The sequence below is a fragment of the Micromonospora sp. D93 genome, from assembly GCF_018070365.1.
GTDB classification, from domain to species: domain Bacteria; phylum Actinomycetota; class Actinomycetes; order Mycobacteriales; family Micromonosporaceae; genus Micromonospora; species Micromonospora ureilytica.
The window spans coordinates 1-18,899 of record NZ_JAGPXW010000035.1 but is presented as its reverse complement, the minus strand read 5'-3'; the positions used below and the strand labels follow the sequence as shown (position 1 = coordinate 18,899).

At 72.8% G+C, this 18,899-nt stretch carries 17 protein-coding genes; 7 read left to right on the top strand and 10 right to left on the bottom strand.

The annotated features are described in order from the left end of the window. Positions 1-19 precede the first annotated feature (19 nt). Together KBX71_RS28830 and KBX71_RS28825 are read right to left on the bottom strand one after the other, a co-directional pair. Positions 20-1,405 carry an MFS transporter gene (locus KBX71_RS28830; RefSeq protein WP_210820947.1) on the bottom strand — a complete coding sequence of 462 codons (1,386 nt, stop codon included), beginning with the start codon at positions 1,403-1,405 and terminating at the stop codon, positions 20-22. A gap of 32 nt (positions 1,406-1,437) precedes the next feature. After that, complete coding sequence (locus KBX71_RS28825) at positions 1,438-1,752, bottom strand: MGMT family protein (RefSeq protein WP_196929432.1); 315 nt, start codon at positions 1,750-1,752, stop codon at positions 1,438-1,440. A gap of 13 nt (positions 1,753-1,765) precedes the next feature. Between KBX71_RS28825 and proB the strand changes: the two genes are divergently transcribed. Together proB and KBX71_RS28815 are read left to right on the top strand one after the other, a co-directional pair. Continuing rightward, positions 1,766-2,923 carry a glutamate 5-kinase gene (gene proB / locus KBX71_RS28820; RefSeq protein WP_210820946.1) on the top strand — a complete coding sequence of 386 codons (1,158 nt, stop codon included), beginning with the start codon at positions 1,766-1,768 and terminating at the stop codon, positions 2,921-2,923. Positions 2,924-3,014: 91 nt separating this feature from the next. Continuing rightward, positions 3,015-4,256, top strand: coding sequence for a glutamate-5-semialdehyde dehydrogenase (locus tag KBX71_RS28815; protein WP_210820945.1), 1,242 nt, complete (start codon positions 3,015-3,017; stop codon positions 4,254-4,256). A gap of 115 nt (positions 4,257-4,371) precedes the next feature. On the opposite strand, the gene KBX71_RS28810 is transcribed toward KBX71_RS28815, so the two are convergent. From KBX71_RS28810 to KBX71_RS34890, 6 genes are all read right to left on the bottom strand, one after another. After that, entirely contained in the window at positions 4,372-5,208 is an 837-nt protein-coding gene (locus tag KBX71_RS28810; RefSeq protein WP_210820944.1) for a prenyltransferase/squalene oxidase repeat-containing protein, read from the bottom strand. Positions 5,209-5,354: 146 nt separating this feature from the next. Further along, positions 5,355-6,536: an adenylyltransferase/sulfurtransferase MoeZ gene (gene moeZ, locus KBX71_RS28805; protein ID WP_210820943.1), complete on the bottom strand. Its 1,182-nt coding sequence runs from the start codon at positions 6,534-6,536 to the stop codon at positions 5,355-5,357. A gap of 123 nt (positions 6,537-6,659) precedes the next feature. Continuing rightward, entirely contained in the window at positions 6,660-7,481 is an 822-nt protein-coding gene (locus KBX71_RS28800) for a DUF3152 domain-containing protein (protein WP_210820942.1), read from the bottom strand. 104 nt (positions 7,482-7,585) lie between these two features. Beyond that, positions 7,586-8,440, bottom strand: coding sequence for a DUF3152 domain-containing protein (locus tag KBX71_RS28795; protein WP_210820941.1), 855 nt, complete (start codon positions 8,438-8,440; stop codon positions 7,586-7,588). A 5-nt stretch (positions 8,441-8,445) separates the two neighbouring features. Continuing rightward, on the bottom strand, positions 8,446-9,420 hold the full coding sequence (locus KBX71_RS28790) for an alpha/beta fold hydrolase (RefSeq protein ID WP_210820940.1): 975 nt from the start codon (positions 9,418-9,420) through the stop codon (positions 8,446-8,448). 23 nt (positions 9,421-9,443) lie between these two features. Continuing rightward, positions 9,444-11,429, bottom strand: a complete 1,986-nt coding sequence (locus tag KBX71_RS34890; RefSeq protein WP_374102660.1) for a hypothetical protein — start codon at positions 11,427-11,429, stop codon at positions 9,444-9,446. A 1,373-nt stretch (positions 11,430-12,802) separates the two neighbouring features. Here KBX71_RS34890 and KBX71_RS28780 point away from each other — a divergent pair. Together KBX71_RS28780 and KBX71_RS28775 are read left to right on the top strand one after the other, a co-directional pair. Continuing rightward, positions 12,803-13,441 carry a TetR/AcrR family transcriptional regulator gene (locus tag KBX71_RS28780; protein WP_110563158.1) on the top strand — a complete coding sequence of 213 codons (639 nt, stop codon included), beginning with the start codon at positions 12,803-12,805 and terminating at the stop codon, positions 13,439-13,441. Between the two features lie 64 nt (positions 13,442-13,505). Next, positions 13,506-13,733, top strand: a complete 228-nt coding sequence (locus KBX71_RS28775; protein ID WP_124822399.1) for a DUF3107 domain-containing protein — start codon at positions 13,506-13,508, stop codon at positions 13,731-13,733. A 75-nt stretch (positions 13,734-13,808) separates the two neighbouring features. Here KBX71_RS28775 and KBX71_RS28770 read toward each other — a convergent pair whose 3' ends face one another. Further along, positions 13,809-14,444 carry a ferritin-like fold-containing protein gene (locus tag KBX71_RS28770; RefSeq protein WP_307847361.1) on the bottom strand — a complete coding sequence of 212 codons (636 nt, stop codon included), beginning with the start codon at positions 14,442-14,444 and terminating at the stop codon, positions 13,809-13,811. A gap of 285 nt (positions 14,445-14,729) precedes the next feature. Here KBX71_RS28770 and KBX71_RS28765 point away from each other — a divergent pair, with 285 nt between their 5' ends. Both KBX71_RS28765 and KBX71_RS28760 read left to right on the top strand, forming a co-directional pair. Next, positions 14,730-16,436 carry a DEAD/DEAH box helicase gene (locus tag KBX71_RS28765; RefSeq protein ID WP_210820938.1) on the top strand — a complete coding sequence of 569 codons (1,707 nt, stop codon included), beginning with the start codon at positions 14,730-14,732 and terminating at the stop codon, positions 16,434-16,436. 88 nt (positions 16,437-16,524) lie between these two features. Continuing rightward, a complete protein-coding gene (locus KBX71_RS28760) occupies positions 16,525-17,685 on the top strand; it encodes an SAM-dependent methyltransferase (RefSeq protein WP_210820937.1) in 1,161 nt (386 codons plus the stop codon). Between the two features lie 11 nt (positions 17,686-17,696). On the opposite strand, the gene KBX71_RS28755 is transcribed toward KBX71_RS28760, so the two are convergent. Beyond that, positions 17,697-18,137 carry a hypothetical protein gene (locus KBX71_RS28755; RefSeq protein WP_210820936.1) on the bottom strand — a complete coding sequence of 147 codons (441 nt, stop codon included), beginning with the start codon at positions 18,135-18,137 and terminating at the stop codon, positions 17,697-17,699. Between the two features lie 248 nt (positions 18,138-18,385). Between KBX71_RS28755 and KBX71_RS28750 the strand changes: the two genes are divergently transcribed. Next, positions 18,386-18,802: a helix-turn-helix domain-containing protein gene (locus KBX71_RS28750; RefSeq protein ID WP_196929421.1), complete on the top strand. Its 417-nt coding sequence runs from the start codon at positions 18,386-18,388 to the stop codon at positions 18,800-18,802. Positions 18,803-18,899 lie beyond the last annotated feature (97 nt).

The window sequence follows — 18,899 nt, the reverse complement described above, 5'->3', positions numbered from 1 at the left end:
GGTGCCCTTCTCGTGACGGTCAACGGCTTTCGTCCCCCAGCACAACTCCATGATCGACCCGGTCGCTGTGGGCGGTGAGGGTGTACTGGCGGAGCAGGAGGATCGGAGGGGCGATCAGCAGGGCCGGGATCAGCGTGAAGCCGAGGAGGACGCCCAGCCTCGCCGTGTCGGACTGGGCCGCCGCCGAGCCGGTGTCGGAGGACACGTAGCCGGACAGCTGGAGCACAAGTCCGTAGATGCCCGGGCCGAGCGCCAGGCCGAAGGTCTCCCCGGCGGTCCACACCCCGGTGAAGACGCCCGCCTGCCGTCGACCGGTGCGCGCCGTCTCGTCCGCGATGCAGTCCGGCAACATCGCCAGCGCGAAGACCTGCTGGCCGGCGTACCCCACACCGATCAGCGCGACCACGAGGTAGACGGCGACCGGCGGCAGCACCGGCGCGGCGACCAGTGCGAACGCACCGACGGCGAGGATCAGCGAGGCGACGACCAGCGCTGTCCGCTTGCCCAGCCGGGCGCCGATCCGGCTCCAGATCGGCATCACCAGCAGCGCCGGTCCGACGAAGCAGACGAAGAGCAGGGTCGGCCCGCTCTCCTCGTCGCGCAGGATCTGCCCCGCGAAGTAGTTGACCCCGGCCAGGATCGTCGCCACCCCGGCGGACTGCACCACGAAGCAGATCAGCAGCGCCCGGAACGGACGGTTGGCGCCGGCCACGGCGAGCTGGGCGCGCAGGGTCGGCTCGCTCTCGCCCACCGTGCCGGTCGGCGCGGAACGGGTGCCGAGGAACGCGCCGAGGGCGCCGAGGGTGATCAGCACGGCCACGAACAGGCCCATCCAGCGGTGCCCGGCCACGCCGTCACCACCGGCGCTCACCACCAGCGGTGCGACCGCGCCGGAGACCAGGATGGCCAGCGCCAGCACCGCGATCCGCCAGGTCATCAACCGGGTGCGCTCGGCGTAGTCGCCGGTCAGCTCCGCCGGCATCGCCACGTACGGCACCTGGAAGAAGGCGAACGCGGTGGCGGTGGCGAGGAAGGCGAACGCCACGTACGCCACGGCGGCCGGACCGTTACCGAAGGGCGCCGCGAAGATCGACGCGAACAGGACGGCGAGCGCGAGGCCGGCGACGAGCAGGTACGGCCGGCGGGCGCCCCACCGCGACCGGGTGCGGTCGGAGATCCGCCCCGCGACCGGGTTGACCAACACGTCCCATGCCTTGGGCAGCAGCACCAGCAGTGCGGCCAGCCCGGCGGCCACGCCCAGGGTGTCGGTCAGGTACGGCAACAGCAGCAGACCGGGCACGGTGCCGAACGCTCCGGTCGCCAGCGACCCGAGCGCGTAGCCGGCGTGCACCGACCGGGGCAGCGAGCCGGTGGCTGACGAGCCGGCGCCCGGCGGCGTTTTCATGGGGCCGAATGTTACTCACGTTAGGACGGCGGTCACATCCCCTCATCAGGCGACCAGCCCGCCGTCGTGATGTCCACACCCTCACCGCGCAGCGGCACTCCCTCGGCCCGCAGTCGAGCCCGCGCCTCCCGCTCGTGCCCCGGCGGCAGTCGACCACTCGCCGTCACCACCCGATGCCACGGCACCGAGCCTCCGTGCCGGGCCATGATGTTGCCGACCAACCGGGCCGAGGCACGCCCCGAGCGCTCGGACAGCGCGTCGGCCACCCCGCCGTACGACATGACCCGGCCCTCCGGGATCCGCTCGACCAGGTCGAGCACCGCCTCGACGTACTCGTCAGGAGTCACAATCCGCCACCATATGGGAACGCCGCCGGGAGGTGCTGCCGTGACCACGCAGAATGGTCGGGTGCGCGACGCAGTCACGACGGCCCGACGGGTCGTCGTCAAGATCGGGTCCTCCTCGTTGACCACCGCCACCGGCGGGCTGGCCGACGAGCGCGTCGACACGCTTGTCGACACCCTCGGTCGGCTCACCGCCGAAGGGCGCGAGGTCGTGCTGGTGTCCTCCGGCGCCATCGCCGCCGGGCTCGCCCCGCTCGGGCTGCCCCGACGCCCGCGCGACCTGGCCACCCAGCAGGCCGCCGCCAGCGTCGGGCAGGGGCTACTGATCGGCAGGTACGCGTCCAGCTTCGCCCGGCACGGCCGCACCGTCGGGCAGGTGCTGCTCACCGTCGACGACGTGACCCGGCGAGTGCACTACCGCAACGCGTACCGGACGCTGCGCAAGCTGCTCGACCTGCGGGCGGTGCCGATCGTCAACGAGAACGACACGGTGGCCACCCAGGAGATCCGCTTCGGCGACAACGATCGGCTGGCCGCCCTGGTGGCCGCGCTGGTGCACGCCGACCTGCTGGTGCTCCTCTCCGACGTGGACGCGCTCTGGACCGGCGACCCCACCAATCCGCACTCGACCCGGATCGCCGAGGTTCGCGACGACGCCGACCTCGCCGGCATCACCATCGGCAGGGCCGGCCGGTCCGGCGTCGGCACCGGCGGCATGGTCACCAAGGTCGAGGCCGCCCGGATCGCCACCGGCTTCGGGATCCCGGTGGTGCTCACCGCCGCCGACCTGGCCGGGCCGGCGCTGGCCGGCGAACCGGTCGGCACGCTCTTCCACCCGCAACGGCAACGCCCGACGGCCCGGCTGTTCTGGCTGGCCCACGCCACCTCGCCCCGGGGGCGGCTGCACCTCGACCCGGGCGCGGTCGCCGCAGTCGTCGGGCGGCGCAAGTCACTGCTCCCGGCCGGCATCACCGCCGTGGACGGCTCGTTCACCGCAGGCGACCCGGTGGACCTGGTGGACACCGCCGGCGCATCGGTCGCCCGGGGGCTGGTCAACTACGACGCTGTGGAGCTGCCCGGGCTGCTCGGCCGCTCCACGTCCGAACTCGCCGCGGCGCTCGGCCCGGCGTACGAACGAGAGGTCGTCCACCGCGACGACCTGGTGCTGCTGTGAGGAGTGTTGGCATGAGCGAGCTTCAGCGAGCGAATCATCGACTCAGGGCGGTGGTGCCTCAGGGTGGCACGCAGCGCAGCGGAGTGCCGGCATGAGCGTGACTGAGCAGGCGCGACGGGCGCGGGACGCCGCCGCGGAGTTGGCAGTGGCCACGCGTACGGTCAAGGACGCCGCGCTGGTGGCGATGGCCGACGCGCTGGTGACGCGTACCCCGGAGATCCTGACCGCGAACGAGACGGACCTGGCGGCCGGCCGCGAGGCCGGGCTGAGCGCGGCCGTGCTGGACCGGCTCGCGCTCGACGCGGGCCGGGTGGCCGGCATCGCCGACGCGCTGCGCGAGATGGCCGCGTTGCCCGACCCGGTGGGCGAGGTGGTCCGCGGGTCCACCCTGCCCAACGGCCTGGAGCTGCGCCAGATCCGGGTGCCGTTCGGGGTGGTCGGCATCATCTACGAGGCGCGGCCCAACGTGACGGTGGACGCGGCCGGGATCTGCCTCAAGTCCGGCAACGCGGCGCTGCTGCGCGGTTCGTCGTCAGCCGCGCACTCGAACGCCGCGCTGGTCGCGGTGCTGCGCGACGCGGTCGCCGGCACCGGTCTGCCCGCCGACGCGGTGCAGTTGCTCGACGCCAGCTCCCGTGACTCGGTCAAGGAGCTGATGCGCGCCCGAGGGCTCGTCGACGTGCTGATTCCGCGCGGCGGCGCGTCGCTGATCCGCACCGTGGTCGAGGAGTCGACAGTGCCGGTGATCGAGACCGGGGTGGGCAACTGCCACGTGTACGTCGACGCCGCCGCCGATCTGGCGAAGGCCGTCGCGGTGACGCTGAACGCCAAGACGCAACGCCTGTCCACCTGCAACACGGCCGAGTCGCTGCTGGTGCACGCGGGCATCGCCGACGCGTTCCTGCCGCCGGTGCTGGCCGCGTTCGCCGAGGCGGGGGTGACAGTGCACGGCTCACCCGAGGTGGCCGCCCACTCCACCGCCGTGGTTCCGGCCACCGAGGAGGACTACGCCACCGAATATCTGTCGGCCGACATCTCGGTGGCGGTGGTCGACTCGCTGGACGCGGCGATCGCGCACATCCGCCGCTTCGGCACCGGGCACACCGAGGCGATCCTCACCGACTCGCAGAGCGCGGCCCGCGAGTTCGTGGCGCGGGTGGACGCGGCTGCGGTGATGGTGAACGCTTCGACCCGGTTCACCGACGGGGGCGAGTTCGGCTTCGGCGCGGAGATCGGCATCTCCACCCAGAAGCTGCACGCGCGCGGCCCGATGGGCCTACCCGAGCTGACCAGCACCAAGTACGTAGTAACCGGCAACGGCCATACGCGCTAACGCCCTGGCTCCTCGCGCCGATCTTGCACTTCCTGTCCCGACATAAGGGGCATTTACGTGTGATTCGACAACAGAAACTGCAAGATCGGCGTGGGGTAGCTCAGCTCAGTTCAGCTCAGCGCGGTGGGGTGGGGCGCGCCGCGCGGATCGCGGCCAGCGTGGCGTGCACATCGAACTGGTGGCCGTCGTCGCTCTCCCAGCCGCCGTCGCTGCGCTGGGTCTCGGTCAACCGACGCAGAGCCCGCACCATGATCCAGTCCTGCGGGTCGACACCGGCGCGGCGCAGCGTGGCCGCCAGCCACGCCACGTCCCCCGGGGACATCTTCGGCATCCGCTCGGCGAGCACCACCTGGATCCGCGCCGACTCCTGGAACATCTCCTGCCGGTGCAGCACGGCCGCGCTCAGCCAGCCCGCGGCGAGGAACGACGGCCAGCCACCGTCCGGGCGCAGCCGCCCTGCGAGCGAGTGGGCCGCCGCCTGCACCACCCCGGCGTACGCCCCACCGACGCGATGGTCGAGCGGACCCGAGGCCCGAGCGTCCAGGCCGGCGACTGTGAGCCAGAAAGCGGCGTTGGCCGACACGAGGAACGCCGCCTCCGAGTCGCCGGGCCGGGCCCACTCCGGTGCCGACTCGGCAAGCGACGCGTCCTCTTCCCAACCGCCGTCGGCCTGCTGCCGGGACGCCAGCCAGTCCAGTGCGCGGCGTGCGGCGGGACGGCCGAGCGCGCCCAGGTCGTCCAGCTCGACGAGCCGGAAGCAGGTGGCGTCGATCGAGGCGACCTCGCCGCCCCAGGTGGCCGGCCAACCGCCGTCGGGTGACTCGCCGACCTCGGCTGTCTCCAGCAACTCCGCGGGCACGGGGGTGCCGTTGCGGAGCCAGGAGAGGCGGGCGCGTTCCACCGCATCCCCATGCGCCACGACGAACCCGATCGCGGCTTCCAAGTCGACCACGGCGGAGACGCTACCTGCGCAGACGCGATGCCGCCTCGGAGAATCGGCCAGCCCGCAATGGCTGCGTCGCTCCGACCGGAGGGCCGCTCGGCGTGATCTGCGTCGATTTGCCGGGGCGGCCGTGTGGGCCACCCCGGCGCGATCGCTCAGTACGCGGGCAATGACGGGTTGATCTGCTTGATCCAGGACAGCACGCCGCCCTGCACGTGCACGGCGTCCTTGAATCCGGCCGCCTTGAGCGCGGCGAGCGCCTCCGCCGAGCGGACGCCGGACTTGCAGTGCAGCACGATCTGCCGGTCCTGCGGCAGCTTCGCGAGGGCCTCGCCGGAGATGATGTCGCCCTTGGGGATCAGGGTGGCGCCGGGGATCCGGACGATCTCGTACTCGGCCGGCTCGCGCACGTCGACGAGGAAGATGTCCTTGCCGGCGTCCTGCCACTCCTTGAGTTCCAGGGCGGTGATGGTCGAGTCGAGTGTCGCCTCCAGGGCCTCCTCGGAGACCGCGCCGCAGAAGTCCTCGTAGTCTTCCAGCAGGTCGGTGACCGTCGGGTTGTCGCCGCAGAGCGCGCAGTTCGGGTCCTTACGGACCTTGATCTTGCGGTATTCCATCTCCAGGGCGTCGTAGACCATCAGACGGCCGACCAGCGGCTCCCCGATGCCGGTGAGCAGCTTGATCGCCTCGTTCACCTGGATCGAGCCGATCGACGCGCAGAGAACCCCGAGCACGCCACCCTCGGCGCAGGAGGGGACCATGCCGGGCGGCGGCGGCTCCGGGTAGAGGCAGCGGTAGCAGGGGCCGTGCTCGGCCCAGAACACCGACGCCTGGCCGTCGAAGCGGTAGATCGAGCCCCAGACGTACGGCTTGCCCAGCAGCACCGCCGCGTCGTTGACCATGTAGCGGGTGGCGAAGTTGTCGGTGCCGTCGACGATCAGGTCGTACTGGGCGAAGATCTCGCGGACGTTCTCCCGGTCCAGCGCGGTGTTGTGGATCTCCACGTTGACCAGGGGGTTGATCTCGCGGATCGACGCGGCGGCGGACTCGGCCTTGGACCGGCCGATGTCGGACACGCCGTGGATGATCTGGCGCTGGAGGTTGGACTCGTCGACGGTGTCGAAGTCGATGATGCCGAGCGTGCCGACCCCCGCCGCGGCGAGGTACATCAGGGCTGGCGACCCGAGGCCACCGGCGCCGACACAGAGCACCCGGGCGTTCTTCAGCCGCTTCTGGCCGGTCACCCCGACGTCCGGAATGATCAGGTGACGTGAGTAGCGGCGGATCTCGTCTACGGTCAGCTCGGCGGCGGGCTCGACGAGCGGGGGCAACGACACGGTGGACTCCCCGGGATCGGCGGTGTGAACCGCGCCATTGTTGCTCGCGGGAGCCCCGCTCGGCCATGAGGGATGACACGTGGTCCGGTATGCGGGAGCGGGAATAACCGACGACCTGGCCGATCAGGGGACGATGCCCCCCGCGTAGCGACGGCCGTCGAGGTAGGGCCAGGCGTTGGCGACGCAGCCGTGCAGGCCGTACGTCTGCTGCTGCATCACCGGGGCGGGCTCCCCCGGGCCGGGGCACGCCTCGTGTTCCTCGCCGAACTCGTGGCCCACCTCGTGGTTGATGACGTAGGTCCGGTAGGTGTCCAGCGGAGCGCCGTAGTCGGGGACCGCCTCCATCCAGCGGGCCAGGTTGATGATGACCTGACCGGGCAGGCGACAGGAGGTGTAGCGCTCGGTGGTCAACCCGCCCTCGGCGCACATCCGCTCGGAGGTGACCGGGGTGGCCAGGTAGATGGTGAAGTCGGCGGCCCCGGCGTCGGCCACCCGTTGCACCCGCAGCTCATCTGACGCGATCCAACTGCGCGGGTCGGCCAGCACCTCGTCCACCCTGGCGGCGAACACGTCGGGGTCCTGGCCGGCGCCGCGTTCGACGACGACCCGGTAACGGCGCAGTGGCCCGTCCGTGCCGTGCACGGGTGTCTCGCCGTCGGCCACGGTGAAGCGTCCCGCGCCGACCGACGGGTAGGTGCTGGGCGCCGGGTGCGCGGCCACCCCACCGCCGTGGCCCATTCCGCCCTGGGTGGCGGCCGGCGGCTCGTCCGGCGGCTCGCCGCCCCGGCTCACCGTCACGCCGATGGCGGCGGCGAGCACGAGTAGGCCGAGCAGCATGCTGCGGCGACGACGCCTGTGCATCCGAACGAGCGCGGGACGCACACCCCGGAAGGCCGACCGGGGGCCGGGCGGCCGGGGCGGGCCGTAAGGGGACGACGGCGTCATGACATCAAGCGTGCCAGATTATTCGGGCATTTCTCCATTTTTATCGCTATTGCCGCAAGACGCCTGATGGAGGGGTCAATGATCGGCGTGTCGAGCCGATCGGCTCAGAGGGCGGGGCCGGCATAACGACGCCCGCCGACGTACGGCCACGGGTTGACCCGACACCCGTCGAGGAAGAGCGTCTGCTGCATCATCACCGGCGCCGGCCGGCCCCGACCGGGGCAGCGCTCGTGCCGATGCCCGAGCTGGTGACCCACCTCGTGATTGACCACGTACGTCCGGTAGACCGACAACTGCACACCGGCCGACACGAAGTGCGGCACCGACAACCGCCACCGATCCAGGTTGATGATCACCTTGCCGGGCGCCCGACAGGACGTGTACGGCCGGCCACCCACCCGAATGTCCACCCCACCCTCGGCGCACATCCGACCCGCCGTGCGGGCGGTGGCCAGGTAGACGGTGAAATCGCGAGGTGCGGCCCCGGGCACCTGCTGCAGCCGCAGGCGGCCGCTGTCGACCCAACTGCCCGGCCCGGCGAGCGCCACCTGAACCGCCTGGGCGAACCCGGCGGCGTCCTCGTCACTGCCCGACTCCACAGCGACCCGGTAACGCCGCAGCTCACCCGCCCGACCCAGCACCGGGCCGGAGCGAACGTCATAGCCGAACCTGCCCGTGCCGGCGCTCGGAACCGCGCCGGGCACCCGCAACACCGGGGGAAGACTGGACGGGACCACGTCGGAGGGCGGGGGGTCGGCCGACGGCGGCAGCGGCCCGGCGACCAGCGGCGGCGGCGCGCCGATCTGCTCCACAGCCAACCGGTCGGCGCCGGGGTGCCCACCCGGCCCCTCGGCGATCACGGTCACCGCCGCGCCGACGGCCACCACCACCGCCACCAGTTGGGCGAGCAGCGCAAAACGTCGCCGACGGCGAACAGGATGGCGCGCTGAGCTGGGCATCCAGGTCAGCCTGCCAGATCAGACCGCCCCGTGGCGTCCTCCGTTTCGGCGAGTAGACCGACCACCGCGCGAGCAACCAGCCGGGGAACCTCCAACTGCGCCACATGGCCGACACCGTCGAGCATCATCAATCGGCTGTCCGGAATGACCCGGGCGGTCTGCGGCGCGACCCGCACGTCGACCAGGCGGTCCTGTCGGCCGCCCACCACCAGGGTCGGTGCGCGTACCGCCCGGGCGAGGCGCCACAGCGACCCCGGCCCCGGCAGGTACGCCCGCAGGAAGCTGGACACCAGCCCCCGGAACGTCCGGACGTACGCGGCGGCGTAGTGCTCGGCCTCGTACCGCACCCGGATCTCCTCCAGCGCCTCGGCCCGGCGCTGATCGCAGATCCGGCTGAGGTCGGCGACGCACGCCTCCAACACCTGCTGGGCCATCACCTCGGGAGCGAGCTGCGTGAGGTGCCGGGCGACCAGGCGTTCACCACGTGGAATGGCGAGCACCGGCAGCATCCGCCCCTGCAACGAGCGCCGGAAATCCAGGAACGGCAGCGCCGGGGAGATCAGGGTGAGGGTACGGACCAGGTCCGGCCGGAGCCCGGCGACCTGCACCGCGACCGCGCCGCCCAGCGAGTTGCCGAACAGGTGCACCGGACCCCGACCGGAATGCTCGATCCAGCGGACGACCAGATCGGCGAAGGCCGGAATCGTGTAGCGCGGGCCCGGCTCGCTCCGGCCGAAGCCGGGCAGGTCGATGGCCTGACCGTCCAGTCGGTCGGCGAGCAGCCCGGCCAGGTCCGTCCAGTTCTGCGACGACCCGCCGAGCCCGTGCACGTACAGCGCCGGCTCCGCGCCGGCGGCGGTCGCCGGGGTGTCCCGCACGTACGTGACCCGGCCGTCGAGGCGGACCTCCCGACCGGGCCACGGTGGCGGGACGCGGTCGTCGGGGAGCAGGTGGTCCGGCCAGAGGGTGGCGCGTCTCATTGCTCCAGTCTGCCTTGGACCACTCAGGACAGCAGCGCCTCCAGCCGGCGGTTGACCGCCGCCAGCGTCGCCCGGACCACCGCCTGACGCGGATCACCCGCGACCAGGGCCGACCCGGCGAGCTGCTCGACCCAGCCCTCACAGACCAGCAGCGCCACCACTGTCGCCACTTCGCAGTTGCCGAACGGCACCACCGCCGCGTGTTCGACGAAGCAGCGCCCCCGCTCGGCGTTCTCGGCGCCGCGCAGCAACTCGTCCACCGCGGCGGCCGCCGCCACCGCGCAGAGCCGCAGCACGTAACCGTCCACCGCCGGCCCGGTGGCGTACCCGGAGGCGCTGTCTTCCCCGGCCAGCAGCCGGACCTCCACGTTCGCGTCCAGGCCGAAGGTGCTGACCTGCACGTGGTCGATCACCACCCGGGGCCCCGGGTCGCCGCCGGTCTCCAGCGGCCGGGACGGCGCCGACTCCGTCGTGGTCACCTGACCACCCGAGTACGACGTGCCCAGCGTCGCCGGGCTACCGGTCGCGGCGCCGGCCGGCGCGGCCGGCGCGGCCGGCGCGGCCGGCGCGGCCGGCGCGGCCGAGACCGACCCGGGTTCCTCCACGGTGGCGCGACCCCGGTGCGGAGCGTTCGACCGGCGGCGGCGCGTCGGGTCCGTGCCGGTCCGCTGCTCCGGGCCCGGCGGCGCAGCCTCGACCCGACCGCCGGGCGGACGGACGACCGTCGGCGATTCGGCCGCCCGAACCTCGCCGGGATCGCGCGAAGCCGCGTTTCGAGTCTCCGGGGTACGCCGCTCGGCGGGCTCGGCCGCGCGACGGCGAACCGGCGGAGGTGGCGTGGTGGGCAGGCCGGGCACGTTCTGCGGGGCCGCGGCCAACCCCATCCGCTCCTGGAGAAGCCGGGCGACCTGCCGGCTCACCTCGGCCGGGTCGGCGCCGTCGGCCAGGTCCAGTCGCAGGCTGTGCGCCCCGGCCGGCGTACGGCGCAGGGCCGCGTCGCGGACACCGGCCACCTCCCGGACGGCGTCCAGGATGGCGTTGACGTCGAACCCCTCGGGGCGTTCCCGCAGTGGAGCTGGTTCGTCGTCCCGACGCAGGTGGGTGGCGATGCGGGCGAGTTCCGGGGTTTCGGCGGGTGGCTCCACGGCTGGCGGCTCCGGCACGACGGGCACGTCCGGTTCCGCGGGGACGCGCTGCGGCAGCACCACCGCGCTCGGGGCCGGCTGCTGCCCATCGCCGGGCGGCGACGTCAGGTCGGGTGCGGATCGGCGCGCCGCGTAGGGAGAGGCGGACGCCGGTGCGGGCTGATCGCGGCGGCCGGGACCGTTCAGGGCGGCGGGCGGGGTGGCGTCAGCCGATGGCGGGGCGTTGGCCGGCGTGGCCGATTGCGGCGACTCGACGGGCGACGGACCGGGCTCGGGTGTCGCCGGCCGGAGCCGGAACGGTGCGGTCGGCCGGATCTCGGGCCGGGACCGGCCGGGAGTCTCGCCACCGTCGCCCCCACCGGCGCTGGCCGATCGACTGGTCGGCCAGGACGGTCGCTCGACCGGGGTCGCGGGGAGCCGGCCCTCGGACCAGTCCGGCCGGTCGGCCCGGGAACTGCTCGCTGTCGGCGAACCGCTGGTCCAGGACGAACGCTCCGCCACCAGCGGCGGGCCCGCCGGAGCCGGCGGCGCGTCGGTCAGCGGGGGAGGTGGCCCGGCTGGCGCCGGAGGCGGTCCGGCGGGTGCCGGAGGTGACGGCTCGGCCACCGCGGGCGGTTCGGCAGGTGACGGACTGGAGGCCCAGGAGGGCCGCGTCGGCGAGGCGCTGGCCGGTATCGGATCGGCCCCGCCGGCCCAGGACGGCCGCGCGGATGGCGCGCTGGTCGCGGGCGGTTCGGACCCGCCGGCCCAGGACGGTCGTACCGGCGGCACGCTTGTCGCTGCCTCGGACCCGCCTGCCCAGGACGGCCGTACCGGCGGCACGCTTGTCGGCGTCGGATCGGACCCCCCAGCCCAGGGCGGCAGCGCCGGTGGCGCGCTCGTGGGGTCGGGTTCGGCCCCGCCAGCCCAGGACGGACGGTCGGCCCGGGGTCCGCCGGGCGCCCCCGACCCCGCCCAGGACGGACGGTCGGCGGCTGGCGCGCTGGTCGGTTCCGCCGGGCGCTCCGGCGCGGACTCGGATTCAACCCGGCCGGGTTCGTACGCACGGGGCTGATCGGCGCGCACCGGCTCGTACGGGCGAGGCACCTCGGCGCGCACCGGCTCGTACGGCTGGTTGGGCTCGGCGACCCAGCCCGGCGCCGACTCGTCAGGTGCTGCCGGGCTGACCGGCTCGTCGTCCTGGCGGGACCAGGGCGGGGCCCACCCGCCGCCCCAACTCGGACGGTTCCAGCTCGGGCCCGACCAGTCGGGCTCGATGGCCGACGACTCCCCGGCGCGGTGTGTCTCCGCGGGCCGGGGACTCTCGGCAGCGCGACCGGGCTCGCCCTCGTCGGAGTGCCCGGCCGGGCCCGGGGTGCGTCCCGAGGTCGCCGCGTGTTCCGGTGCGAGCGGCTCCCGCCAGTCGCGTGGCGCGGTCGGATGCTCGTCGGCGGCCAACCGCTCGCCGGTCGGCGCGTGGAAGCCGGGCGGCACCTCGAAACCCGAGGCGGCGGTGCCGACGGGCGGCACCTGGACGGCCGGTGGGGCCGAGGTGGGCAACCCGGGCTCGGCCCAGCGGGCACGGTGCGCGGCAGCCGGATCGACGGTGGAGTGTGGGGCGGGGCCCGTGTCGGGCTTGGCGGCACCCTGTTCCGTTGGCGGTGCGGGACGTTGGGCGGGCACCACGAGCCGGTCGCTGGCCGCCCCGGGGCGACCCTCGGCGGGCAGCCCGGGTGGGGCGCTCACCGGTGTGGGGCGTCCCGCCTGCGGTTCGAGACCGGGGTGGTGGACGCCGTTGACGTCGTCCGGGGGGTGCGCGCCGTTGACGCGGTGGCCGTTGGTGCGGGCGGGCGGCTCCGGATCGCCCGACCGCCCGACCAGCGGCGATGGCAGGTCGCCGTGTCGTGTCGAGGAGGTCCGCCAGCCCGACGCGGGGTCGGGCTGCCAGCGCGGCGCCTCGTCCCGGGCGTCCTCGCGGTCGGCGGCTCGGGGCCACCCCCCCGCCGGAGGCGCCCACCCGCTGACGGAACGGCTCGGGTCGTCGTGCTGACCCGCTCCGTCACCGTGATCTCCCGGGGTGGCGGCTCCGGGTTGCCCTGTTTCACTCACCGCGCGCTCCTTGGTCGCCCCCGCTGAGGCTACCGTGTGCCGAGAGTGGCGATAAGTTACAGCGGCGGGCCATTTCCACGACCGAGGTCACGGGCCTCGCCCGGTCTGGGGGGAAAATGCCGGCTCGTACTGAGAACTCGGAGGATCCCATGACCGCTGCGGGGAACGGTGCACAGACCGCTGGCCGGCCAACCCGCCTGCCCCGCTCCGCGCGTCGTAAGCAGCTTCTCGCTGCGGCGCAGGAGGTGTTCGTCGCGCAGGGCTACCACGCCGCCGCGATGGACGACATCGCCGAGCGGGCCGGGGTGTCGAAGCCGGTGCTCTACCAACACTTTCCCGGAAAGATGGATCTCTACCTGGCGCTTCTCGACACGCACTGTGACGCCATCGTCGCTCAGGTGCAAGATGCGATGCGCGGCACCAGCGACAACAAGGAGCGGGTCGGCGCGTCGGTACGGGCGTACTTCGACTTCGTGGACCACGAGAGCGAGGCGTTCCGTCTCGTCTTCGAGTCGGATCTGCGCAACGACCCGGCGGTACGGCAGCGGGTGGAGCGGGTCGAGCAGGGCTGCATCGCGGCGATCACCGACACCATCATCTCCGACACCGGTGTGAGCCGGGCACACGCCGAGTTGCTCGCCTCCGGGCTGGTCGGCGCGGCGGAGACGGCCGCGCAGTTCTGGCTGGCCGGTGGCCGGCAGGTGCCGAAGGCGGAGGCCGAGGCGTTGGTGGCCGCGCTGTCGTGGCGGGGCATTGCGAGCTTCCCGCTGCAAGGTGAGTCAGCCTGACCGCCGACCCCGTGATCGGATAGCCTTCGCCTGGCGGTTCTTTCGCCCCAGTTGAGGAGGCACAGTGGAGGTCAAGATCGGCGTGCAGTACGCGCCGCGCGAGCTGGTAGTGGACAGCGCGCAGTCGCCGGCCGAGATCGAGCAGATCGTGACCGACGCCTTCGCCGGCAACGGCGGCACGCTCTCCCTGACCGACGAGAAGGGCCGGCGGGTCATCGTTCCGATCGAGAAGGTCGCCTACGTCGAGATCGCCGAGGCGTCGTCCCGGGCGGTCGGGTTCACCGTCCGCTGACCGTTCCGGCCATCGCGGCAGGTCGGCACTCGGCCCACCTGCCGCAGGCCGGCACCGGCCCCGACCAGCCGGCGGTCAGTTGTTCAGCCCGGCGGCTGCCATCCGCTCGGTGTGCGCGGTGGTGAGCCTGCCGAACAACCCAGGCACGTCGATCCGGCCGTCCCGCGCGATCAGCGCGGTGAGTGTGGCCCGCTCGGCGGCGACGCGCCCTGCCTGCGACAACGCCTCTCCAACCAGCCGCCGGGCCCACATCGAGAGTCGGGAAGCCACCCGGGGGTCGTCGGCGACGGCCACCCGGATCTCCGCCGCGGCGAAGTCCGCGTACCGGGAGTCGTGCAGGACGTCCAGCACCAGCGCCCGGTCCGGTTCCTCCAGCGCGTCGGCGATCTCGCGAACGAAGTCGTCGGTGATCGCGTCGCCGACGTACGCCTTGGTGACCACTTCCGCCCAGTCCCGCGGCTCGGTCGAGTCGTGGTACGCCTGCACCGGCCCGACGTAGGGCGCCATCGCATCCTCCGGTGACACGCCCAGCGCGGTGAGCCGGTCGGCGAGGCGCCGATAGTTGGCGATCTCGGCTGCGGCCATCTCGCTCAGCGCGGCACGGCGGCGCAGGTCGGGAGCGAGCCGGGCGTCGCCGGCCATCCGCTCGAAGGCGAGCAGCTCACCGAAGGCGACGAGACCCAAAAGGTCAGCGACGGCGAAAGCAGACACGAGCGGCAGGCTACCGCGTGCGGGGCGGACCCGGCATGTGTGGCGTAGGTCACATTTACTTGCCCCGCGTGGCTGGTGGCCGATTGGGAATCGGGACGGGGGTGTGCCTGTTCAGGTAACATGGAGCAGTTGCCGTGGGCGCCGATCTGATCGAAGCTCAGCCCGCGGCGCGCGTGCGGCCCGGTCCGGCTCGGCAATCTGCCGCCGACCGTGTGGCCCGCGTCATACCGAACGCGCCCTGAGGACATGACGGGCGCACCCACGAGAGGGCACCCCCACATCCACATGAGCGACCTGACTCAAGATTTGCTGGACGGCCAGGAACTGGCCCCCACCGCCCCGGTTCGACCGGAGGCCCCCACGTTCGCCGCACTCGGCGCCCGCGCCGAGACCGTCGAGGCCCTGGCCTCGGCCGGCATCACCCGCGCGTTCGCCATCCAGGAGTACGCGATCCCGATCGCGCTGCGCGGCGTCGACCTGATCGGTCAGGCGCCCACCGGCACCGGCAAGACCCTCGGCTTCGGCGTACCTCTGCTGGATCGCGTCTTCGCCCCGGGCGAGGGCAGCGACGGCGTCCCCCAGGCGCTGGTCGTCGTCCCCACCCGTGAGCTGGGCATCCAGGTCGCCAAGGATCTGGCCGCCGCCGGCCGGACGCGTGGTGTCCGGGTGCTGCCGATCTACGGTGGCGTGGCGTACGAGCCGCAGATCGACGCGCTGCGCAAGGGCGTCGAGATCCTGGTCGGCACCCCTGGTCGACTGATGGACCTGCAGAAGCAGAAGCACCTCCGTCTGGACCGGGTGCACGCACTCGTCCTCGACGAGGCCGACCGGATGCTCGACCTGGGCTTCCTCGACGACGTCGAGAAGATCCTGGCGATGCTTCCGGAAGACCGGCAGACGATGCTCTTCTCGGCCACCATGCCGGACCCGATCGTCACCCTGTCGCGGCGCTTCCTGCGTCAGCCGATGACGATCCACGCCGGGCACACCGCCGAGACCGGCCCGTCGCCGCAGACCCAGCAACTGGTCTACCGCACCCACTCGATGAACAAGGTCGAGGTGGTGGCGCGCATCCTCCAGGCGGAGGGGCGTGGGCTGACCATGATCTTCACACGCACCAAGCGGGCCGCCGACCGGGTCGCCGAGGACCTCGACTTCCGCGGGTTCGCGGTCGCCGCGGTGCACGGTGACCTTGGTCAGGGTGCCCGCGAGCGGGCCCTGCGAGCCTTCCGGGCCGGCAAGATCGACATCCTGGTCGCCACCGACGTGGCGGCTCGTGGGCTCGACGTCACGGGCGTCACCCACGTCATCAACTACGACTGCCCGGAAGACCAGGACACCTACACCCACCGGATCGGTCGTACCGGCCGGGCCGGCGCGACGGGTGTCGCGGTGACCTTCGTCGACTGGGACGACATGCCGCGCTGGCGGATCATCGACAAGACCCTCGGTCTGGACATGCCGGAGCCGCCGGAGACGTACCACACGTCGCCGCACCTCTACACCGAGCTGCACATCCCGACCGACGTCAGCGGCACCCTGCCGACGGCCGAGCGCACCCGGGCCGGGCTGTCCGCCGAGATCGAAGAGGATCTGGGTGGGACGACCCGCTCCCGTCGGGGCGACAGCGGTAGTCGGGGTCCCCGACGCGGTGAGAGCCGCGGCGAGGGTCGCGGCGAGCGCCGTGGTCGGGGCGATGGCCGCCGTGACCGCTCCGACGCCGGCACGCCAGCCGTCGCCGAGGCACCCGTGACCGACGCCGCCGACGCCGCCGACGCCGCCGACGACAGCAGCCGTACCCCCCGCCGCCGGCGTCGCCGCCGGGCCGGCGAGGTGGTCGCGGCCGAGGCGACCGCAGTGATCTCCGCCGACGCCGGCCCCGCCGAGCCGGCCACCGCGTCCGACGGCGAGGCGTCCAAGCCGCGCCGCCGCCGGCGCCGCCGTGGTGGCGGTTCCGGCGCGGGTACGCCGGCCGAGGCGACCGCGGACTGACCACCAGCCACACCTGACATCCCCCGCACCGCCTCGCGCGGTGCGGGGGATGTTCCCTTCTCCCACCCCACCTGCCGAAAATGGAACGATGCCGCAACCACTGGACGCCGCCCTGACCGAGGTTCGGGCGCTGCTGCTCGACCCCGCGCTGACCCGGGCGGTCGCCGCCGGACGCCGCCGCGGTCGCCGCCCCACAGTTGAGCGGGCCGAGCTGCGGCCGGTGCGACTCAAGGCCGGGCCCCGGATGCAGATCACCACGTCCGACGGTGCTCGCCCCTACACCCGCAACCTCGCCTCCGGTCCAGAGGCCGCTGCGGCGATCGACGAGCTGCTCGCCGAGCCGTTCGGCAACTGGCACGTCGAGACGGCCGACGCGACTCTCCAACTGCGGGTGACCAAGTCCGGCGAGGCGCAGGTGCACCGGGCCGCGACGTCCCGACCGGCGGCGACGCCGAGCGGAAATGACCGGACGAAGGAATACCTGCTCGACCCCGGCGACCCGATCTTCGCCGAGATCGGCGGCTCGGCGGCCAAGCGCCGCCAGGTGGACGCGTTCCTGCGTGCCCTGGCCGCGACCCTGCCGGACGACCTGACCGGTTCGCTACGGGTGGTCGACCTGGGCTGCGGCAACGCCTACCTGACGTTCGCCGCGTACCGCTATCTGACGAGCCGAGGGCTCGACGTCCAGTTGGTCGGCGTGGACGTCCGGGAGGACCAGCGGCGGCGCAACACCGAGCTGGCGCAGCGGCTGGGTTGGGCCGACCAGATCAGCTTCGTGGCCGGGACGATCGCCGACGCCGTCGTCGATCCCGCCCCCGACCTGGTGTTGGCGCTGCACGCCTGCGACACCGCCAGCGACGAGGCGCTGGCGCGCGCGGTGCGCTGGGAGGCCCGGTGGGTGCTGGCGGCGCCGTGTTGCCACCACGATCTGGCGAAGCAGCTCCGCGCCCACCCCGCCCCGGCCCCCTACGAGCTGCTGACCCGACAGGGCATTCTGCGCGAGCGCTTCGCCGACGTGCTCACCGACGCCCTGCGCGCCGGGCTGCTGCGGGTGCATGGGTACCGGGCCGAGGTGGTGGAGTTCGTGGACTCACAGCACACGCCACGTAACCTGCTGATCCGCGCACGTCGTACCGGCGCTGAGGCGACCGAGCCGCAGCGCGCGGAATACCGCGAACTCGTGGACCAGTGGCAGGTCACCCCCCGGCTGGAGGCCCTGCTGGCCGCCGGAGAGACGCCCGGCGCCTAGCTCCTGGATGCCTAGCGCCGGCGGTCTCGACCACCGTTGCGCTCGCTGGCGCCGAAGTCGAGGACGGACACCCGATCGGCACCGGGACGCTGGGCGGGCCATTCACCGTCGCCGGGGGCGATCGGGAACGGTACGACCTTGCCACCGTTCTCGGCGTTGCCCGCTGCCGCGAAGGCGTTCCAGGAGATGTCCACCAGCAGCTTCTTGACCTCGGCGTGCCGGATGGCGGCGTTGTGTTGCAACGCCATCCGGGCACCGAGAAGGACCGCGACAAGCGTGGTGGTGATGGTGCCGGTGGCGGCCAGCACGTGGAGACCGGTCGCGGAGTCGGTGCGGAGCACCAGGACCAGCAACCAGATCCAGAACGCGGCGGCGAAGACGCCGGCCTTGGCGACGAAGAAGAGGCTCACCGCACCGGGCTGGTACGGCTGGGGGCGGCTCGATTCGGCCATGGTGCTCCTCGGCGGTGGTCCGGTCGGGCGCGGCAGGCGAGAGACGCCATGTCGGGACGGGCACCGAGCCTAATCGAAGAACGACGATGATCGCCCGATGCAATTTTCGTTCTGCACAAACGCTTCCAGAGAAAAGTCTCGTCCACGGGACAGTTTGTGCGGTCAGTCAATTGTTTCCGGCTCCAGGAGTACTACCCTCGGAAGGCGCATCGTCCCGGTGCTCCGGCAGGAGGGGAAGACACACAGGGATGGGATCAGCCGACGTATCACCGCAGATGGCCTTCGCCCGCTTCGTCCGGCGCGCCATCGATGACGCTCGCGACGAACGTGGCTGGACCGTGACTGATCTTGCCTCACACACGGGCGTTGGTCGCTCCACCGTTTTCCGCTGGCTGGCCGGTGACTGGCAGGATTATCCCGAGTTGGCCAAGGTGCGCGGCTTCTGCGCCGCACTGGATCTGCCGGTAGCCGCCGCGTTCCGCGCGCTCGGGTTGCCCGACGCCGGCCCCACACCCCGCCGACGCCACGACGACGGCCCCGTCGAGGCCGACGTCCGGGCCATCCTGGACCGGCTGGCCGACCCCGCGGTCCCCGCCGAGGAGAAGCACCACATCCGCGACCTCCTCCGCTACCTGGCCCGCCGCCCCATCCGCCGAGCCGGCTAAACCCACCCCACCCCCCCCCCCACCCGTAGCGCCGTTGATCATGAAGTTATTGCCATGACACGCCGAGGCGAGGGGCAATAACTTCATGATCAACGGG